The 17,010-nt window shown below is 41.5% G+C and carries 18 protein-coding genes; 7 read left to right on the top strand and 11 right to left on the bottom strand.

What is annotated here, in order from left to right; all coding sequences use genetic code 11:
• Positions 1-6: 6 nt before the first annotated feature.
• The 10 genes from AC6JAD_RS15095 to AC6JAD_RS15050 all read right to left on the bottom strand — a co-directional run bounded on the left by AC6JAD_RS15095 (position 7) and on the right by AC6JAD_RS15050 (position 9,041).
• Complete coding sequence (locus AC6JAD_RS15095) at positions 7-258, bottom strand: acyl carrier protein (protein WP_461303183.1); 252 nt, start codon at positions 256-258, stop codon at positions 7-9.
• A gap of 3 nt (positions 259-261) precedes the next feature.
• A complete protein-coding gene (locus tag AC6JAD_RS15090; protein ID WP_461303182.1) occupies positions 262-1,533 on the bottom strand; it encodes a beta-ketoacyl-[acyl-carrier-protein] synthase family protein in 1,272 nt (423 codons plus the stop codon).
• Positions 1,530-1,976, bottom strand: a complete 447-nt coding sequence (locus AC6JAD_RS15085; protein ID WP_461303181.1) for a 3-hydroxyacyl-ACP dehydratase FabZ family protein — start codon at positions 1,974-1,976, stop codon at positions 1,530-1,532. Before AC6JAD_RS15085 ends, AC6JAD_RS15090 begins: the two co-directional genes overlap by 4 nt.
• Entirely contained in the window at positions 1,970-2,719 is a 750-nt protein-coding gene (locus tag AC6JAD_RS15080) for an SDR family oxidoreductase (RefSeq protein ID WP_461303180.1), read from the bottom strand. Before AC6JAD_RS15080 ends, AC6JAD_RS15085 begins: the two co-directional genes overlap by 7 nt.
• Positions 2,720-2,728: 9 nt before the next feature.
• Positions 2,729-3,781, bottom strand: coding sequence for a type III polyketide synthase (locus AC6JAD_RS15075; RefSeq protein WP_461303179.1), 1,053 nt, complete (start codon positions 3,779-3,781; stop codon positions 2,729-2,731).
• Complete coding sequence (locus AC6JAD_RS15070) at positions 3,778-4,494, bottom strand: methyltransferase domain-containing protein (protein ID WP_461303178.1); 717 nt, start codon at positions 4,492-4,494, stop codon at positions 3,778-3,780. The genes AC6JAD_RS15075 and AC6JAD_RS15070 overlap by 4 nt, the downstream gene beginning before the upstream one ends.
• A gap of 4 nt (positions 4,495-4,498) precedes the next feature.
• Positions 4,499-5,623, bottom strand: coding sequence for an NAD(P)/FAD-dependent oxidoreductase (locus AC6JAD_RS15065; RefSeq protein ID WP_461303177.1), 1,125 nt, complete (start codon positions 5,621-5,623; stop codon positions 4,499-4,501).
• A gap of 84 nt (positions 5,624-5,707) precedes the next feature.
• Entirely contained in the window at positions 5,708-6,424 is a 717-nt protein-coding gene (locus tag AC6JAD_RS15060; protein ID WP_497865671.1) for a YiaD family glycine zipper/OmpA-like lipoprotein, read from the bottom strand.
• Entirely contained in the window at positions 6,424-6,909 is a 486-nt protein-coding gene (locus AC6JAD_RS15055) for a lipocalin family protein (RefSeq protein ID WP_461303176.1), read from the bottom strand. The genes AC6JAD_RS15060 and AC6JAD_RS15055 overlap by 1 nt, the downstream gene beginning before the upstream one ends.
• Positions 6,910-7,037: 128 nt before the next feature.
• The gene (locus AC6JAD_RS15050; protein ID WP_497865669.1) at positions 7,038-9,041 is read right to left on the bottom strand and encodes an alpha-ketoacid dehydrogenase subunit alpha/beta; all 2,004 of its coding nucleotides are present in this window, start codon (positions 9,039-9,041) and stop codon (positions 7,038-7,040) included.
• A gap of 123 nt (positions 9,042-9,164) precedes the next feature.
• Between AC6JAD_RS15050 and AC6JAD_RS15045 the strand changes: the two genes are divergently transcribed.
• The 5 genes from AC6JAD_RS15045 to AC6JAD_RS15025 are packed head-to-tail and all read left to right on the top strand — an operon-like array spanning position 9,165 to position 13,082.
• Positions 9,165-10,115, top strand: coding sequence for an isopenicillin N synthase family dioxygenase (locus tag AC6JAD_RS15045; RefSeq protein ID WP_461303174.1), 951 nt, complete (start codon positions 9,165-9,167; stop codon positions 10,113-10,115).
• A 7-nt stretch (positions 10,116-10,122) separates the two neighbouring features.
• The gene (locus tag AC6JAD_RS15040) at positions 10,123-10,449 is read left to right on the top strand and encodes a translation initiation factor (protein ID WP_461303173.1); all 327 of its coding nucleotides are present in this window, start codon (positions 10,123-10,125) and stop codon (positions 10,447-10,449) included.
• Positions 10,442-11,362 (top strand): DUF1835 domain-containing protein, encoded by a 921-nt coding sequence (locus tag AC6JAD_RS15035; protein WP_461303172.1) that lies wholly within the window; start codon positions 10,442-10,444, stop codon positions 11,360-11,362. The genes AC6JAD_RS15040 and AC6JAD_RS15035 overlap by 8 nt, the downstream gene beginning before the upstream one ends.
• Positions 11,362-12,231 carry a nucleoside phosphorylase gene (locus AC6JAD_RS15030; RefSeq protein WP_461303171.1) on the top strand — a complete coding sequence of 290 codons (870 nt, stop codon included), beginning with the start codon at positions 11,362-11,364 and terminating at the stop codon, positions 12,229-12,231. The genes AC6JAD_RS15035 and AC6JAD_RS15030 overlap by 1 nt, the downstream gene beginning before the upstream one ends.
• A complete protein-coding gene (locus AC6JAD_RS15025; protein ID WP_461303170.1) occupies positions 12,228-13,082 on the top strand; it encodes a substrate-binding domain-containing protein in 855 nt (284 codons plus the stop codon). The genes AC6JAD_RS15030 and AC6JAD_RS15025 overlap by 4 nt, the downstream gene beginning before the upstream one ends.
• A gap of 201 nt (positions 13,083-13,283) precedes the next feature.
• Here AC6JAD_RS15025 and ung read toward each other — a convergent pair whose 3' ends face one another.
• The gene (gene ung / locus AC6JAD_RS15020; protein WP_461303169.1) at positions 13,284-13,949 is read right to left on the bottom strand and encodes a uracil-DNA glycosylase; all 666 of its coding nucleotides are present in this window, start codon (positions 13,947-13,949) and stop codon (positions 13,284-13,286) included.
• 59 nt (positions 13,950-14,008) lie between these two features.
• Here ung and AC6JAD_RS15015 point away from each other — a divergent pair, with 59 nt between their 5' ends.
• On the top strand, positions 14,009-16,180 hold the full coding sequence (locus AC6JAD_RS15015; RefSeq protein WP_461303168.1) for an endonuclease MutS2: 2,172 nt from the start codon (positions 14,009-14,011) through the stop codon (positions 16,178-16,180).
• Between the two features lie 170 nt (positions 16,181-16,350).
• Entirely contained in the window at positions 16,351-16,941 is a 591-nt protein-coding gene (locus AC6JAD_RS15010) for a dioxygenase family protein (RefSeq protein ID WP_461303167.1), read from the top strand.
• The last annotated feature ends 69 nt before the right edge of the window (positions 16,942-17,010 follow it).

The following is a 17,010-nucleotide window of genomic DNA, read 5'->3' as shown; positions in this document are numbered from 1 at the left end:
ATGCGATTAGTTGTTTAGTTTTTCCTGAATTAAGACAATGGCATTGGAAACGGTATCCAGTGCTTGAAGCTCATGATCCTTTATTTCAATATTGAAGGCATCCTCCACATCAAGCACTACATCGATGAGGTGCGCTGAGTTAATATTCAACTCTTGAATTAAATGACTGTCTTGAGTAATGCTTTCAACGGTTACGTCTTCTGGCAGGTATACTTTAATGATGTCCCGTAGTTGATCGAAGATGGCTTCGGATGTCATGTGCTAAATTTTTCTAAAGATAATACACGCATTTACATCACCAAAGCCAAAACTTGCTTTTGCTACAGTATTTAAAGGCAACTCCTTTAGCGTTTGGGGAATCTTTTCAGGATCAATGAGTTTGTTAATTTCGGAATGAAGATCCTCACAATTAATATTAGGGAAAATGAACCCATGATGCAATTGAAGAATGGTCGCAACCACTTCCATACTTCCACTGGCAGCTAAGCCATGCCCAATCATACTTTTCAATGAGTTAATGTATGGGAACTCATCGCCCTTTCTACCTAGGGCTTCACACCAATTCTCTATTTCCGTAGGATCTTTGGCCGTTGCAGTTAGGTGTCCATTAATATAATCTATTTCATTGGCGCTAATGCCTGCATTATCAAGCGCATCCATAATACATCTCCGAACAGCCCTACTATTGGGAGCTGTCATGCTACCACCCGACCGATGTCCTCCATTATTTGTACATCCGCCCAATACCTCTGCATAAATGGTAGCGCCTCTTTTTTGGGCACTTTCCAAGGATTCCAACACCAATGCCCCAGCCCCGCTTCCGGGCACAAATCCACTGGCAGAAGCACTCATGGGCCTGGATGCCTTTTGCGGAGTGTCATTGTTCTTAAAAGTGGTCACTTTCATAGCGTCAAAACCACCCCATATGTAAGGGCTTGCATCGCTACAACTACCACACAGCATTTTTTCGGCTTTACCATTGGCAATATGTTCATAGCCCATTAGGACCGCTTCGGTACCCGTAGCACAGGCGGAAGAATTAGTCGTTACCCAGTTCCCAGCTCCAATCTTTCCTCCAAGGTAAGCCGTGATACCGCTTGCCATGGTTTGAATTACCGTCGTGCTTCCCAGTCTGCGAACCTTACCCTCGTCTAATTTATAAATGGCCTCACGGAATTTTTCTACACCACTGGTTCCTGTTCCGAAAACAATTCCCAAATCCCACAGGGGTTCGTCATCTTTTCCTGCAACTTCAATACCCGCAGAGGCTAAAGCGTCCATTCCGGCAATTACTCCATACAAAATGCCATTGCTATTGAAATTGCGCAGTTCTAAATCGGTGAAATATTGCTTTGATAGTTCATCGGAAACATCGGGTTTGCCTCCTAACTGGCAGGAGAAGTTGAGATCGGCCAATTCTGGAAAGTGTCTAATTCCCGATGTGCCAGACTGGATGCTTTTGAGAAACGAGGGGACTCCTACCCCATTAGGAGCTACAATTCCCAAACCTGTTATGACGACTCTTTTCCTCAATGGGTATCACTTTTAAAGATGATTCCACTAATAGTTCCCTTACAAACCAATGTATTATTGGCATTGACCATTTTTACTTTGCATTTCAGTTTACCAAAACGAAAGTATTCCTTTTCTGAAATAACGGTGACCCGTTCCCCAGGCAATACAGGTTCGTAAAACTGAACTTGGTTAGAAACCAATGCGATTCGGTCTTCTGGGGTCAAGCCATCAATTAAGTAAATTCCCAAACAAACTACGCCAATTTGGGCCATGCACTCCGTAAGAATGACACCGGGCGTAATGGGGTTGTTCTTAAAATGCCCTTTGTAGAAGTACTCATTTTCCAGAAAGGTATAGGTCCCTTCCGCTCCATTATCAGAAACGTGATCTAGGGTGTCTACAAAAAGAAAAGGCTTTTCATACGGTAATTGGGCGATGATGTCTTCATTGTTAACTAACATAGGCTTTCTCCTCCATCTGCTTTAATTATGGTACCGTTTACCCAATTGGAATCCTTTGAACAGAGCATCGCTACCACTTTCCCCACTGCTTCTGGTGTTGTGACATGTCCTAATGGGTTTCGTTTTTCCGCATGCTTTAGGAGCACTTCGTAATTTGGAATGTGCCTTAATGAAGGAGTGTCTGTAGCCCCAGCCTGAATGCAATTGGTTCGAATACCCAATGGGCCATACTCTACAGCCATCTGTCTCATTATTGCCTCCAACGCAGCTTTGGCTACCGAAACGGCTCCGTATCCTTTCCAAACGCGATTGTTCCCTTCGCTGGTAAAGGCAAGGTTTTGAGCTCCTTCAGCAAATGCTTCCGCAGCTATCAAGGCCGAAGTCCATTCCCACCAACTAAGTGCCATCGCATCCAAAGTAATCCTAAAATCATCTATGGATAGTTCCTGCATGGGCTTTACGGTTCCTTTGGCAATACTATGAAGCAAGACTTTCACAGATCTTTTTGGAAGCATGCTAATTACTTCGGCAATAGTTTCTGTTTTCAAAGCATCCTTGTTCAAGGTGCGCACCTCTACTCCCATTTCACGCATGACCTTGATGGATTCTTGAAGGGGAGCCATATTCGATTTACGATCACGATGTACAATGAAAATATGAAAACCTTGCTTGGCAAGTTCTAATGCACTGGCTAAGCCCAGCCCACTACTTCCTCCCAATATGATAGCCCAAGTCTTGTCCATGTTGTCTGTTTAAAATTCCAATAGTATACGCTGTGCCGAAAAACCAGGGCCAAAACTTAACATGAGCCCGTATTCGCCTTCGGGAATATCCCGTTCCAAAAACCGCTCAAGCACATATAGCACAGTGGCACTACTCATATTACCGTATAAGTTAAGAACTTCTTTGGTATCATCAATGTTTTTTCCCAGCCCGCCAAATAGATCTTCCACGGTTTGCACAATTTTCTTGCCTCCAGGATGAAAAATGAGATGTGCTATGTCTTCTATCGTTTTGCCATTCTGAGCTAAAAATGGATGTATAATATCATTAAAATGCTGCGCAATTTGATTGGGAACCTCCTTATCCAATATCATTTGTAAACCCGTATTAACCATTTTGAACCCCATCATCTGCGTTGCATTGTAAAAATGGTACATGGCCTCATCTACAATTTTTGGTCCCATGGCATCTTCTTCGGACGACATCAACACACAGGCTGCGCCATCTCCAAAAATAGCAGCACTTACAACATTGACCATGGAAAAATCGTCTAACTGAAAGGTGGCTGTAGGAGATTCCAAGGCCAGTACTGCGGCTCTTTTCCCTGGGTTTGCCTTCAGAAAATTATGGGCATAGATAATACCCGAGATTCCTGCGGCACATCCCATCTCTGTAACCGGTAAACGTACTACGTCCTGTCGCATATGCAAGTCATTAATAAGATAAGCGTCTACAGATGGTATCATAATACCTGTGCAGCTTACCGTAATAATGAAATCAATGTCAGTGGGAATCCATTTGGCTTTGGTCAGCGCCTTTTCCAAACATTGTTTCCCCAGTAATTTCATTCCTTTAGCATAAATATCATTACGCTCTTCGAATGTAGAATTCAGGAAAACCTCATGAGCATCCATAATGGAATAGCGACGGCTCACTCCTGCCCCTTCGAAAATCTTAATTACTTTTCTCTGAAAACGCTCGTCCTGTCCTTGAAGCCATTGTTTTACAAATGGGAGGATTTCGTCCGTAGGTCTTGTGTATTTGGGCAGTTGCTTTGCAACCGTTGTAATTGTTACACTCATATATTAGAAATCAACCATTGATAACGAAATGCCCATCTCCATTGGATTTTATGGGCGCCTTGTACTTTATGGCTTAGCTGTTGCAATTCTTTTTTCTTGAATCCCCTTGCTACCGATACCAGGCCGTCATGCCTCGCTGTGCTCGTTTTCAAAAACAACGCGCCGAATATTCGAAACAATCCGAACGCCCAAACACTTCTTTGTAAGTCGTTCACCACAATCCCAACTTTCGCTTTACCCTGCAATTTCTGAAGTAAATTCAGAATTTCCACTTCCTGAAAATGATGTAAGAACAATGTGCATAGGGCGATGTCGAATTCGGGCAATGAATTCATTCCTGAAAATACATCTATTTTTTTGAATTCAAGGTTAGAATATTCAGAAGATCGTTTTTCTGCCTCTCGCAGGATATGCGAATTGGCATCCACACCGATCGCTTTCATTTCGATTCCCTTCTCCAATGCCCAATCCAAACAGCGTCTAAGGACCTCGCCGTCCCCACAGCCTAGATCGACCATTACCAATGGACGATTCCTGTCTAAAGCCCTATTCAACAATTTCTCAATTCCTGAAATCGTTATGCCCACACCACCGAGCAAATTATTCACTACCGCAAGATCCTTCAGCAAAGCCTGCATTTCCTGTCCTTGGAAATCCAGATCATCCATGATTTCTGCCTCTTGCGATCTATATTTAGAAGAAAATGCTACCATTTATTCAGAAAGTAGTGCCATGCGTTTTACAAATTAGTTTAGGAATAATTACTGGGAAATTTTTCACAAATTGAACTCCCCAATGGGAAATTTCCTTATGAAGCAATAGCCTTTGCAGCATACGCCCATAGTACAACCGTGATTTAAAAGTACGTTTCCATTCTTTGAGATATTCGAATTCAATATGTGTGCGATCCCATGTCTCCGCTTTTAAAGCGCTTACCAACAATTCTGAAATTATTTTAGCTCCATGAATGGCCATAGCCATGCCATTTCCGCATAAAGGATGAATGAGCCCTGCACTGTCACCAACCATGAAAATATGATTGTTAATGGGTTCTTTGGCACTGAAGGACACTTGAGCAATGGTGAGTGGGCGGCTAAAAACCGGGGAGGCATTATTAAAAAAGTCTTTTAATAACGGGTTCTTGGACATTTCAGATTTTTGAAACTCATCAATCCCTGAAGATTTTTTGAACGTGTCATATTTTACCAAATAACAGGCATTCACGATATCGCTTTCTGTTTTGGACAATCCACAATACCCACCATCAAAATTGTGTAAAGCAACAGTATCATTGGGAAAATCATAGTTGTAATGACCTTTCACAGCCAACCACGACGAACGCTGTTCTATAAAGTTCCGTTTCAGGGATATATCTATATTGGAACGCTTACCAAAAGCACCGATTACAAAATGCGCGGTAAAACTATCCTTGGACAATGTGCTTACGCTAAATTGATTGTCTTGAAAGTCAATTTCCTCTACCTGATCAAAAATGACATCGATGGAATCTTTTATTTTCTCGTATAACAGTAGATCTAGCGCATAGCGGGACATTCCGAACCCACCCAAAGGCAATTTTGCATGGGCTACGGCTCCATTCTTTGTAGATATTTGGAATTTGGAAATAGCGACAGCACCTTTTTTGAAAGGATCTATTTCCAAGGAAGCAAGATATGACAGTACTTCATTGGAAACATATTCTCCGCATACTTTATGTCGTGGATACGGGTGCTTTTCAATAAGGAGAACGTCAATTCCCTGTTTTGAAAGATGAATGGCACTGGTTAAACCTGCCAATCCACCTCCCACAATAATGACTTCATATACCTTGGGGGAATTCACTTCTTAAAGAACGGGGGAAATCTTCAGAAAAAAAAATCCCAAGACGGTAGTCTCAGGATTTAACAATTATAGTTTTATACGGTCTTATTGGCCACCACCGGCTTCTTTTTCCGCATCTTGTTTCATTTTTTCATTGGGAACGATCACAATATTAACCCGTCGGTTCTGTGCTCGACCATCGGCTGTGTCATTAGTGGCAATCGGACTGGTTTCCCCAAACCAGTTGGTATTAAAACGACCCGGACTTAACCCTTTGGAGTTCGTAAAATAATTGGTCACGGACTGTGCCCTGTTTTTAGAAAGGGTCATGTTGTATTCGTCACTACCCGTGCTATCGGTATGTCCTACCACCAGCACATCGGTATCTGGAAATTCTACCAACACCCCAGCCAACTTATCTAAAGTAACCTTAGAGTCTGCATTGATATTGTATTGGTTCGTATCGAAATAGACCCCATTGTTCTCACCATCGAAAGTAATCACGATGCCATCATCTACACGCTCTACTTTGGCTCCTGGCACTTCTTCTTCTATTTTCTGGGCGTTTTTATCCATCTTGGATCCAATAAGGACACCCGCGGCACCACCAACGACTCCACCAATTACTGCTCCAATTTCACCATTACCACCTTTGCCAATATTATTACCTAAGATCGCACCCAATACGGCACCACCTGCAGCACCAATGACAGCACCTTTTTGTTTGTTATTTGCATTACGCGTGGCTTCGCAACTTGATATCCCGAACATAAGGACCAAGGCAAGGCCAATACTAGCTATTTGTTTCATATATCGTTTCATTATTCTTGAATTTTTGAGAAGTTCATATTTATTGTAAACGGTTTTCCTTCCAACTGTACGGTTTGTTCCCATCGCATGGAAGAATTACTCAATTGGGCTAATCGTAAACGGAAACCAACAGAGCTATCCTTATCTGCCTTTCCCAGTTTGGTTGTGGGTTTCAATAAGAAATCATACAATCCGGTATCTGGATCAACCTCTTGGATGGCAAAAATGAAATTGCGATCGCCAGTAGGACAGTTTCCATCGGTAATACTGTAGTATCCAGAGTTGTTGTTTGGGATAAAACGCCAAGCGCTTCCTTCAAAACATTCGCGCGACGTATCACGGAAAATGGTAATGTTGAAGGTGCCTTTTTCACTGTAGGTGATATTGTCTAACATCCAATTTCCCTTAATGACTTTTTTGGATTCAATTACAGTTTTGGGAGTACCACAACTCAGTACTATGGCAGAGAATGCCAAGAGCATCATAACTTTTTTCATATACTTGGTTTTATGAGGTTGATATTCGTTCGGTTTGTAAAATAAAGGTAGTGAAAAACGAAATACAAAAGAAGGCTAATTTTCGGCAAATCAACCAAATAAAGCTACTCTTGACCGAAAAACCTTTTTCAATACGCTAGAAGTTCCTTCAGCGTTTCCTCGAATCTAGTTTTTGGAAGATAGTTATTCTCCAAGTTCTGTGCGAATGGCACGGGAGTTTCTAGGCTGGCCACCCTTCTAATGGGCGCATCAAGAAATTCGAAACAATTTTCTGTTATTAGGGCCGAAATATCGCTAGCAATTCCCCCAAACATCGAATCCTCCTGAAGAATAAGAACCTTCCCTGTCTTCTTGACCGAAGTATATATGGCATCGGTATCCAATGGTGAGAGTGTGCGCAAATCTATTAGGTCTATCGAGTAATTATTCTTGTCTAGAACATCCAATGCCCAGTGAACGCCTGCACCATAGGTAATAATGGTAAGTTCGCTCCCTTCTTTTAATAAGGCAGCCTTTCCAATAGGCAGGGTGTAGTAATTGGTAGGAACTTCCTGTCGAATACTGCGGTATAACGCTTTGTGTTCAAAAAACATTACCGGGTTTGGGTCTTCTATGGCAGTCGCTAACAAACCTTTGGCATCGTATGGGAGTGCAGGGTATACCACTTTTAACCCCGGGGTATGGGTAAACCAAGCCTCATTGGTCTGACTGTGGAACGGTCCGGCCCCTACCCCTGCCCCACATGGCATACGTATGACCACATCGGCTTTCTGATTCCAACGATAATGGCATTTAGCCAAGTAATTAACTATGGGGTTAAAGCCTGAAGTAACAAAATCAGCGAATTGCATTTCCATAATAGCTTTAAATCCATTAATGGACAATCCCATAGCAGCCGAAACAATAGCGCTTTCACATATAGGTGTGTTACGTACCCTATCCTTGCCAAAAGCTTCAACAAAGCCTTCGGTTATTTTGAAAACACCGCCATATTCAGCGATATCCTGCCCCATAATGACGGAATCGTCATGGCGCTCCATGGCTTGTTTCAACCCTTCCGATATGGCATCAACCAAGCGAAGTTCTTTGGTTTCTGTCTTAGGATTAACTTCCTGATATATAAATTGTTGAAATACATCATTTAGTTCATTACTTTCAGTAGACTGAATGATCTCTTCAGCAAAAGCCAACTCTAAACCTTCATTGATTTCATTCTTTATTTCGGCTCTATAAGTCGCTATTTTCGTCTCAGATAATACACCCTCTGCCAACAAATAATTCTCGAAATTTGTTAGTGGATCCTTTTCCGCCCAAGTATCCATAAGTTCCTGCGGAACATATTTTGTACCACTGGCTTCTTCATGCCCGCGCATTCTGAAGGTTTTGAATTCCAATAATATAGGCCTCGGATCTTGGCGCATGCTGTCCACAATTTCAGAAATCTTGCTATAGACCTCCAAAATGTTATTTCCATCAATAATGTGTGCTTCCATACCGTAGCCTTTCCCACGATCTGCAAGGTGTTCACATCTATATTGTTCTGCCGTTGGTGTTGAAAGTCCATACCCATTATTTTCAATACAGAAAAGTACAGGTAATTGCCAGACAGAAGCCACATTTAATGACTCATGAATATCACCTTCGCTGGTTCCACCCTCCCCTGTAAATACAGCACATACCTGATTGTTTTTCTTAAGAAGGTTCCCTAGGGCTATTCCAGATGCCACGCCAAATTGAGGGCCCAAGTGGGAGATCATTCCAACGATATTGAATTCCTGGGTGCCAAAATGAAAACTTCGATCACGCCCTTTCGTAAAACCGTTGGCTTTTCCCTGCCACTGAGAGAACAATCTATGCAAAGGAATCTCCCTTGTTGTGAAAACCCCAAGATTTCGGTGCATGGGCAATATGTATTCTTCCTTGTTAAGAACAGAAGTAATACCCACAGAGATGGCTTCTTGGCCAATTCCACTAAACCATTTTGAAATTTTTCCTTGACGTAGGAGAATGAGCATCTTCTCTTCGATCAACCTTGGCTTCAACATTCTTTGGTACAATTGTACTAGCACTTCATCGCTTAACTCCTTACGGTCATAATCGAAAAAAATGGAATCCTTGGTTTGGGTAGCCATATGCATGTTTTTGTGAATGTCAAAAGTAGGAAAAATGCATATTGTACAAACTATTTCGTAATATTTTTTCGCTCGGAATTCCACAGCATATTTGGTATATTTGCAAGTATAAACAACGATGTTATGAACAATATACCGAGTGTTGATCTATCGGACTTCTTGTCTGATGATCCAGTGAGAAAGCAGAAGTTTGTAGATGAAATTGGAAAGGCCTATGAAGAAATTGGTTTTGTGTCTTTAAAAAACCATTTTCTGGATGACCAACTGGTAGCAGATTTATATAAGGAAGTAAAAAGCTTTTTTGCACTTCCTCTAGAGACTAAGGGCAAGTATGAAATTGAAGGTCTTGGAGGGCAAAGGGGATACGTCTCTTTTGGGAAAGAACACGCCAAGGGCAAGAAAGAAGGGGATTTAAAGGAATTCTGGCATTTTGGACAGGAACCTTCTGAAGATGCTAATCTTCCGGACGAATATCCTGAAAATGTCATCGTCGAGGAACGTCCATACTTTAATGCCACGGGTATGGAAGCCTATAGAATGCTTGAGAAGACAGGTATTTATGTGTTGCGGGCATTGGCATTGTACATTGGATTGGAAGAAACATACTTTGATCGTTGGGCGACCAACGGAAATAGCATTTTACGCCCTATTCACTACCCTCCTATCACCGAAGAGCCGAAAGGAGCCGTAAGAGCGGGAGCTCATGGAGACATCAACCTCATTACACTGCTCATGGGAGCTTCTACTGGAGGCTTGCAGGTACTTCGTAATGATGGAGAATGGATAGATGCCATTCCAGAAGAAGACGAACTTGTAATTAATGTGGGGGACATGCTGGAACGCCACACCAATAATAAATTGCGTTCTACGATCCATAGGGTGGTCAACCCACCTAAAGAACAATGGCATACCCCAAGGTATTCTATTCCATTCTTTATGCATCCTAGAAGTGATATGCGCTTGGATTGCTTAGAAGCATGTATTGATGAAGATCATCCAAAAGCCTACGAAGACATTAGTGCTGGTGAATTTTTACACGAGCGACTAGTGGATATAGGATTAATTAAAAAATAGATAGATTTTGGACCTACAGGACCAGTTAAAGAACCTATTTCCCGATCATGTTTCTCAAGAGGAACCTATCAAGGAGGACAAACCAACCGTGTGGTTGCAGGATGAACCCCTAATTTGCAAATACGAAAAGCGCAAAGGAAAACCCATAACCATAATTGAGGGGTATAATGGAGCGGATCATGATTTTAAACAATTAGCCAAGGAGATCAAGCAGTTGCTAAGTGTGGGGGGAAGTTTTAAAAACGAACAAATTATCATTCAAGGCGACTATCGCGATCGCATCATGAAATTTCTGCAGGACAAAGGTTTTAAAACAAAAAGGGTTGGTGGCTAACACCCTACATCTTACCAATGGATCAAGCTTTACCGAGCGCTTGAAACTACTTCTTCCCAATGAGGAAGTATTGACTTGGAATGAAATATTGTGCGAAGGCCCTGCCTCCTATGAGGTCTTTTCCGAGCCCTTTGTAGAAGAACGTATTACCTATTTACGGCATTTCGATCCTTCCCCAGACAAACAATATGCTGAATTTGTAACCCAATTTAACTCATTGGAGGAAAAGCCATTCGAGTCCATCATCCTTTGGTTTGAATACGATTTGTTTTGCCATATTAACATGGCGGCAGCTATCACTTACCTATTTAGCAAATGGCCCAATGTATCGTTATTCTTAGTTTGCAGTGGGCATATTGCCGGAAAAGAAGGCCTCTATGGCTTATCGGAACTTTCGAAAGATGATTTGTGGAAGGAATATGAGAACAAGTTGCTTTTGGATTCCCGTGATAAAGAAGTTATGAAGGAGTTTTGGAACATCTATTGCCAAGAAAACCATTCGAGATTAAATGAATTACAGTTCAACGAAAAGAAATTCCCTTACCTGTCTGAATGCATCCTTACACATTTTTCGCGCTTTCCGAATAGCCAACAAGGGCTAAATGCCTTGGAGCTGAAAGTACTCAATGCCATTCACGACCAAGAGCTGGATTCTACCCACAAATTAATTGGACACCTCTTAAGGAATCAAGGATATTTTGGTTTTGGGGATGTACAGTGGGCAAAAGTAATCGATAGGATGTCCCTCTATTTTGAAAGGGAAAATAGATTGCAACTAAATGAGAAAGGCAACGCTATCTTGGAAGAAACATACAGTGCTACGCAAGACTTACAGGATGACACCCTATTTGGTCGATGTGCCAAATACGACTACCTTTACAACCCTACAACACAAGGAATAGAAAAGAGATAATGCGCATTTTAGAATCCGAACTTATCCTGAATGCAGATGGCAGTGTTTATCATCTAAACCTGAAACCTGAGCACGTTGCCCATACCATCATTACCGTTGGTGATCCGGATCGTGTAGCTACCGTTACCAACTATTTTGACACTATTGAATTTTCTACCCGGAAAAGGGAATTCTGCACCCAAACAGGAACCTATAAAGGAAAAAGAATTACCGTGATCTCCACAGGAATTGGAACGGATAATATCGATATTGTGTTCAACGAATTGGATGCTTTGGTAAATATCGATTTTGAAACCAGGATGATAAAAGAGGAATTCACCCAATTGAATTTTTTTAGAATTGGTACTTCGGGAGGTATTCAAGAACATATAAGTATCGATAGTTTTTTAGCTTCTGCAGAAGCAATTGGTTTCGACAACCTAATCCATTTTTACGAAGATTCATCCCATTGGGATCAAGACTTGACCGATGCATTTGTATCGCATATGTCCTGGAATCCAAAAAACTCAGAACCCTATTGTGTGAGTGCTAGTGATGCATTGCTCTCCCTTTTTCCGAAGGGTGAGTTTTTACATGGAATCACAGGAACCAATGTAGGTTTTTATGGACCTCAAGGAAGAAAATTGCGACTTGGACTACAAGATGGAGCAATGAACGATAAACTTCAAGCCTTCAACCATAATGGCAAGCAAATAACCAATTTGGAGATGGAGACTTCGGCAATATATGGATTGGCGAAACTCATGGGGCATCAAGCGGTTTCCCTAAATGTAATCCTTGCCAATCGTGCCAACGGCACTTTTAGTCAGGATCCTAAAGAAGCGGTGAATAGGCTCATTCAAAAAGTATTAGATAGTATAGTAGCATGAAGAAGTTTCATATTGGAGGTGTACCAGAACACTTTAACCTACCATGGTATTTAACCCTACGGAACAAAGAATACCAAGAAGAAGGAATTAACCTTCGTTGGAAAGATTTCTATGGTGGAACGGGGCAAATGTGCAAGGCATTGCGGGAGAAAGAAATTGATATGGCCGTAATTCTTACTGAAGGAATCATTCGGGACATCATTAATGGCAATAATTGCAAAATCGTTCAGGTGTTTGTGGCTTCTCCGCTAATTTGGGGGATACATGTCGCCAAGAATTCAAAATATCAATCTGTAGAAGACCTAAAGGGAACTGAGGCGGCTATTAGTCGTTTTGGCTCTGGATCGCATTTAATGGCGTATGTAAACGCCGAAAATCATGGCTGGGAAACGGATACGGATCTTGATTTTCATGTGATTAAAAACTTGGATGGTGCCTTGGAGGCACTGCCGAAAGGCGAAGGTGATTATTTCATGTGGGAAAAGTTTACCACCAAGCCGTATGTAGATGATGGGCCTTTTCGTTTAGTGGGCGAGTGTCCTACCCCATGGCCTTGTTTTGTAATTGCTGTTAGGGAAGATGTGTTGGAAAACGAACCGGGAGCTGTGGAAAGTATCCTACGCATCATTAACAATACGACCCTCGATTTTAAAAGTATTCCTTCTATAGATCGCATGATCTCAAATCGCTACCAACAGCAATTGGAAGATGTACGCGAATGGCTTTCATTGACACAATGGTCCCAGGAAAACCTCTCTTTAGCACAGGTTGAGGCCGTTCAGGAAAAATTATTACAGCTGGAACTTATTGAAAATAAGGTGTCTAGTGAAAAAATATTGCATTCGATTTAATTTTTTTGCCAAAAAGCGCAACCCTTTTTGTTGTCCTGCGTCTTACGTATGTAAAACCTGAGAAGTATGACAACCTTTCTAATAGTTTTGGGGACGTTACTGGCGATCAACTTCTTATTATTGCAGTTTAGTTGCAATAAAGTGACCGAGCCAGAAGTACCCGCCGAAGAATAGACAAACATTGTCTTGTATCTGCATTGCCTACCATGAAATTGGGTCCATTCCCTTTTCCTTCAAATAATCATTTGTTTGACTAAAATGTTGGTTTCCGAACCAATATCCCCTATTCGCACTTAATGGCGAAGGATGACCGCTGGTTAATACCTTGTGCTTCATTGTATCTACTTTTGCGCCTTTTCTTTTGGCATAGCCTCCCCATAGTAAAAAGACCACCCCTTCCCTTTCCGAAGATAATTTCTGTATGACAGCATCTGTAAAAAGCTCCCAACCTTTATTCTGATGACTTCCAGCTGTATGTGCACGAACCGTTAGTGTAGCATTGAGCAATAGCACGCCCTGTGAAGCCCATCGTTCTAAATCACCGCTTAGGGGAACTTCTATACCTAAATCTTCCTTTAATTCCCTAAAGATGTTTTGAAGCGAAGGCGGATGCGGCACACCATCGGCTACCGAAAAGCAAAGCCCGTTAGCTTGACCCGGCCCGTGATATGGGTCCTGGCCAATAATGACTACTTTCACTTCATTAAAAGGCGTGTGATCGAAAGCCGAGAATATCTGCTTGCCCGGTGGATAACACCTATGTGTCTTGTATTCATCCCGAACGAATTCAATCAAGTCCTTAAAATATGGCTTATGGAATTCGTCGGCCAATTTCTCGTGCCACTTAGGTTCTATGGTTACTGACATTATTTGTACTTTTGCGCTCATAAAATTACAACAAAAACCCTTTGTAGCTCACACATTCAATGATCAAGATTGACTCAAAAACCCTTCAAGATCTGGAATTTCCTACAGCTTTGCAGCAAGTATCCCACCACTGCATAACTGAATTGGGAAAAGCTACTGTATTGGACATTGTTCCGTATTCCGATGTGTCCGAAATAACGGATGAATTGCAAAGGGTACGTGAGTTTACGGCTTCTTTCGGAAATGATAATGGAATACCTAACCATGGTTTTGAAGCCATTACCAATGAATTGAAATTATTGGCGATCGAAAATAGTACCTTAGAAGTTTCGGGTTTCAGGCGCATACTTTCGGTTTCCGAGACCACCAAGACGCTTCTTAAGTTTTTCAAAAAGTTTGAAGAATTCTATGTGTATTTAAGTGCGTATTCCGATAAGATCACTTTTACTGGCTTAATATCGGACGCGATCCATAAAGTATTCGATCGTTATGGAGATGTGAAAAATGAGGCTTCTGCCGATCTTGCGGCCATTAGAAAACGACTTAACGTAGTTAAAGGGCAGATCAATTCTTCATTTTCGAAAGCCTTATCCCAATATTCGCAGAAGGAATACTTGGATGAAATACGGGAATCTGTTGTAGATAATCGTCGTGTCTTGGCCGTTAAGGCAATGCATCGCCGAAAAATAAAAGGGGCCGTTTTAGGAAGTAGCAAAACGGGAAGCATTGTATACATAGAACCACAGGAAACGCTCGAATATGCAAACGAATTGAGCAATTTAATTCATGAAGAGTTAGAGGAAGTAAAGAAAATCCTTAAGGAGCTCACAGAATATGTAAGACCTTATCGTGAGTTACTAGCACAATACCAGGACTATTTGGTGACTGTAGATACCTGGCATGCGAAAGCCAAGTATGCCATTCAGATCGAGGGGTGCTTGCCCATTCTAACTACAGATAAGCGACTCTTCCTGAAAGATGCCTATCATCCCCTACTCCTTTTGGCCAATAAGAACCAAGGAAAGAAAACCTATCCACAAACGATAGCGTTGCACCCAGAGAATAGAATTATTGTCATCTCGGGCCCCAATGCCGGAGGGAAAAGTATCACGCTTAAAACGGCTGGTTTGTTGCAACTAATGCTTCAAAGTGGGATGTTGATTCCGGTAGACCCTTTAAGCGAGTTTACTTTCTTTGACAGAATCCTGACCGATATAGGGGACAATCAATCCATAGAGAATCATCTTAGTACATATAGTTATCGTCTCAAGAAGATGAATCAATTTCTCAAAAAATGCAATGCCAAGACCTTATTTCTTATCGATGAATTCGGAACTGGAAGTGATCCCGAACTGGGAGGAGCCTTGGCAGAAACATTCTTAGAGGTATTTTATGAAAGGGAAGCGTTTGGCATCATTACCACGCACTATACCAACTTGAAACTCTTGGCTTCTGAGCTACCACATGCGACCAACGCCAATATGCAATTCGACAGTAGAAGTTTGGAACCTGTATATAAATTACAATTGGGAGAGGCTGGTAGTTCCTTTACGTTCGAGGTAGCCCAAAAGAACGGTATTCCGTACAGCTTGATCAATAAATCGAAAAAGAAGATTGAACGGGGTAAGGTACGATTCGACAAGACCATTGCCAACCTACAGAAAGAACGCTCCCAACTGCGTAGGACCTCAGAATCCTTAAAAACCAAAGAGGAGAAAGCCCGTGAGGAAAGTAAGCAATTGGAACAAACCAATGCACGAGCGCAAGAAAAATTGGAACGATACCAAGAAATCTTCGATTCCAATCAACGGCTCATTCAATTAGGGAAAAAGTTTGATGCCCTCGCTTCCAATTACCTGAATAACAAACAAAAGAAAAAACTAACGGACGAACTCATGAAGTTGGTCATGGTCGAAAATAGCAAACGCAAGAAGGAAGCACCTAAACCCAAGGCAAAGAAGAAAGAAGAAAAAGCCAAGGAGCACGCCATTCGGCAAGAGGTGGAGCAGAAAGTAGCCCAAATTCGGAAAAAGAAGAAAAAGGAAAAAGAAGAGGCCAAAAAAGCGCCTGCACCCAAACCAAAAGTAGCTTTAAAGATTGGGGATCGCGTTCGGATGATCGATGGTAGGGCCATTGGCACCATAGATAGTATCGAAAAAAAGAAGGCCATTGTAAACTACGGTATGTTTACCACCAATGTAAGCCTCGAAGAGTTGGAAAAGGTGTCCTAGCCCATTACGATCATTGATTTACCCGAAAATGGTAAGAGTAGCCTAAGCACGATGATTTCCGACTAAAAAGCACTAAATTTATTACAATGCATGGTGGTTCAATACAAACATGGTGTTTTCGGAATTTGAGCACCAAGATGCTACTGTAGTCCATTAAAAAATCACACAAAATGAACACGAGAAAGTTAATTACTTTGACATTGATCAGCTTCTTATGCATTCAGTGTGCGATAGATAGAACTGTTTCACCATTGAGCGAAATTGAAGTTGAAAAACTCGCAGTATTTCAAAATTTGGAGTCAAAGAACAAAATTCAAATATGTGATGAAAACGAAATTGGACAAAAATTGTGGTTATGCCTTACCGTTGTTTCCAAAGAAAGTGAAGAGCCAATAATCAATGAAGAAATAAAATTATATCATACGTCTACAGCAGGTGAATATGAGCTTACAAACCCAGCTGACCCATCAAGTGCACGATTAGGTGGAACTGTGATTACTGATGAAGAGGGACGAGTATTTGTTCAAACTATTTTACCTGGTGATTATGGTAGTTCTGCAGATAATAGGCATATTCATACTACAGTAAATAATGCCAGACCAGATGCTTATGATATTAATTTCGAGCAATATACAAGTACCATGGGCAGGAACTTTATTAACGGAAGTGACCAGCATTTTCTGGCCAATTTGAAACAAACTAAAGATAATGTTCTCGTAACCTTCCTAACCATGGAAGTGAAAAATTGGAATTCCAACTAATCAATTAGAAATACAGTTATCAGAAATGGCATTATGGCTCGTGAATACTTCATCTATAATCATTAACTT

This window comes from Aureisphaera sp. (assembly GCF_059726885.1).
This window is presented reverse-complemented; position numbering and strand designations above follow the sequence as displayed.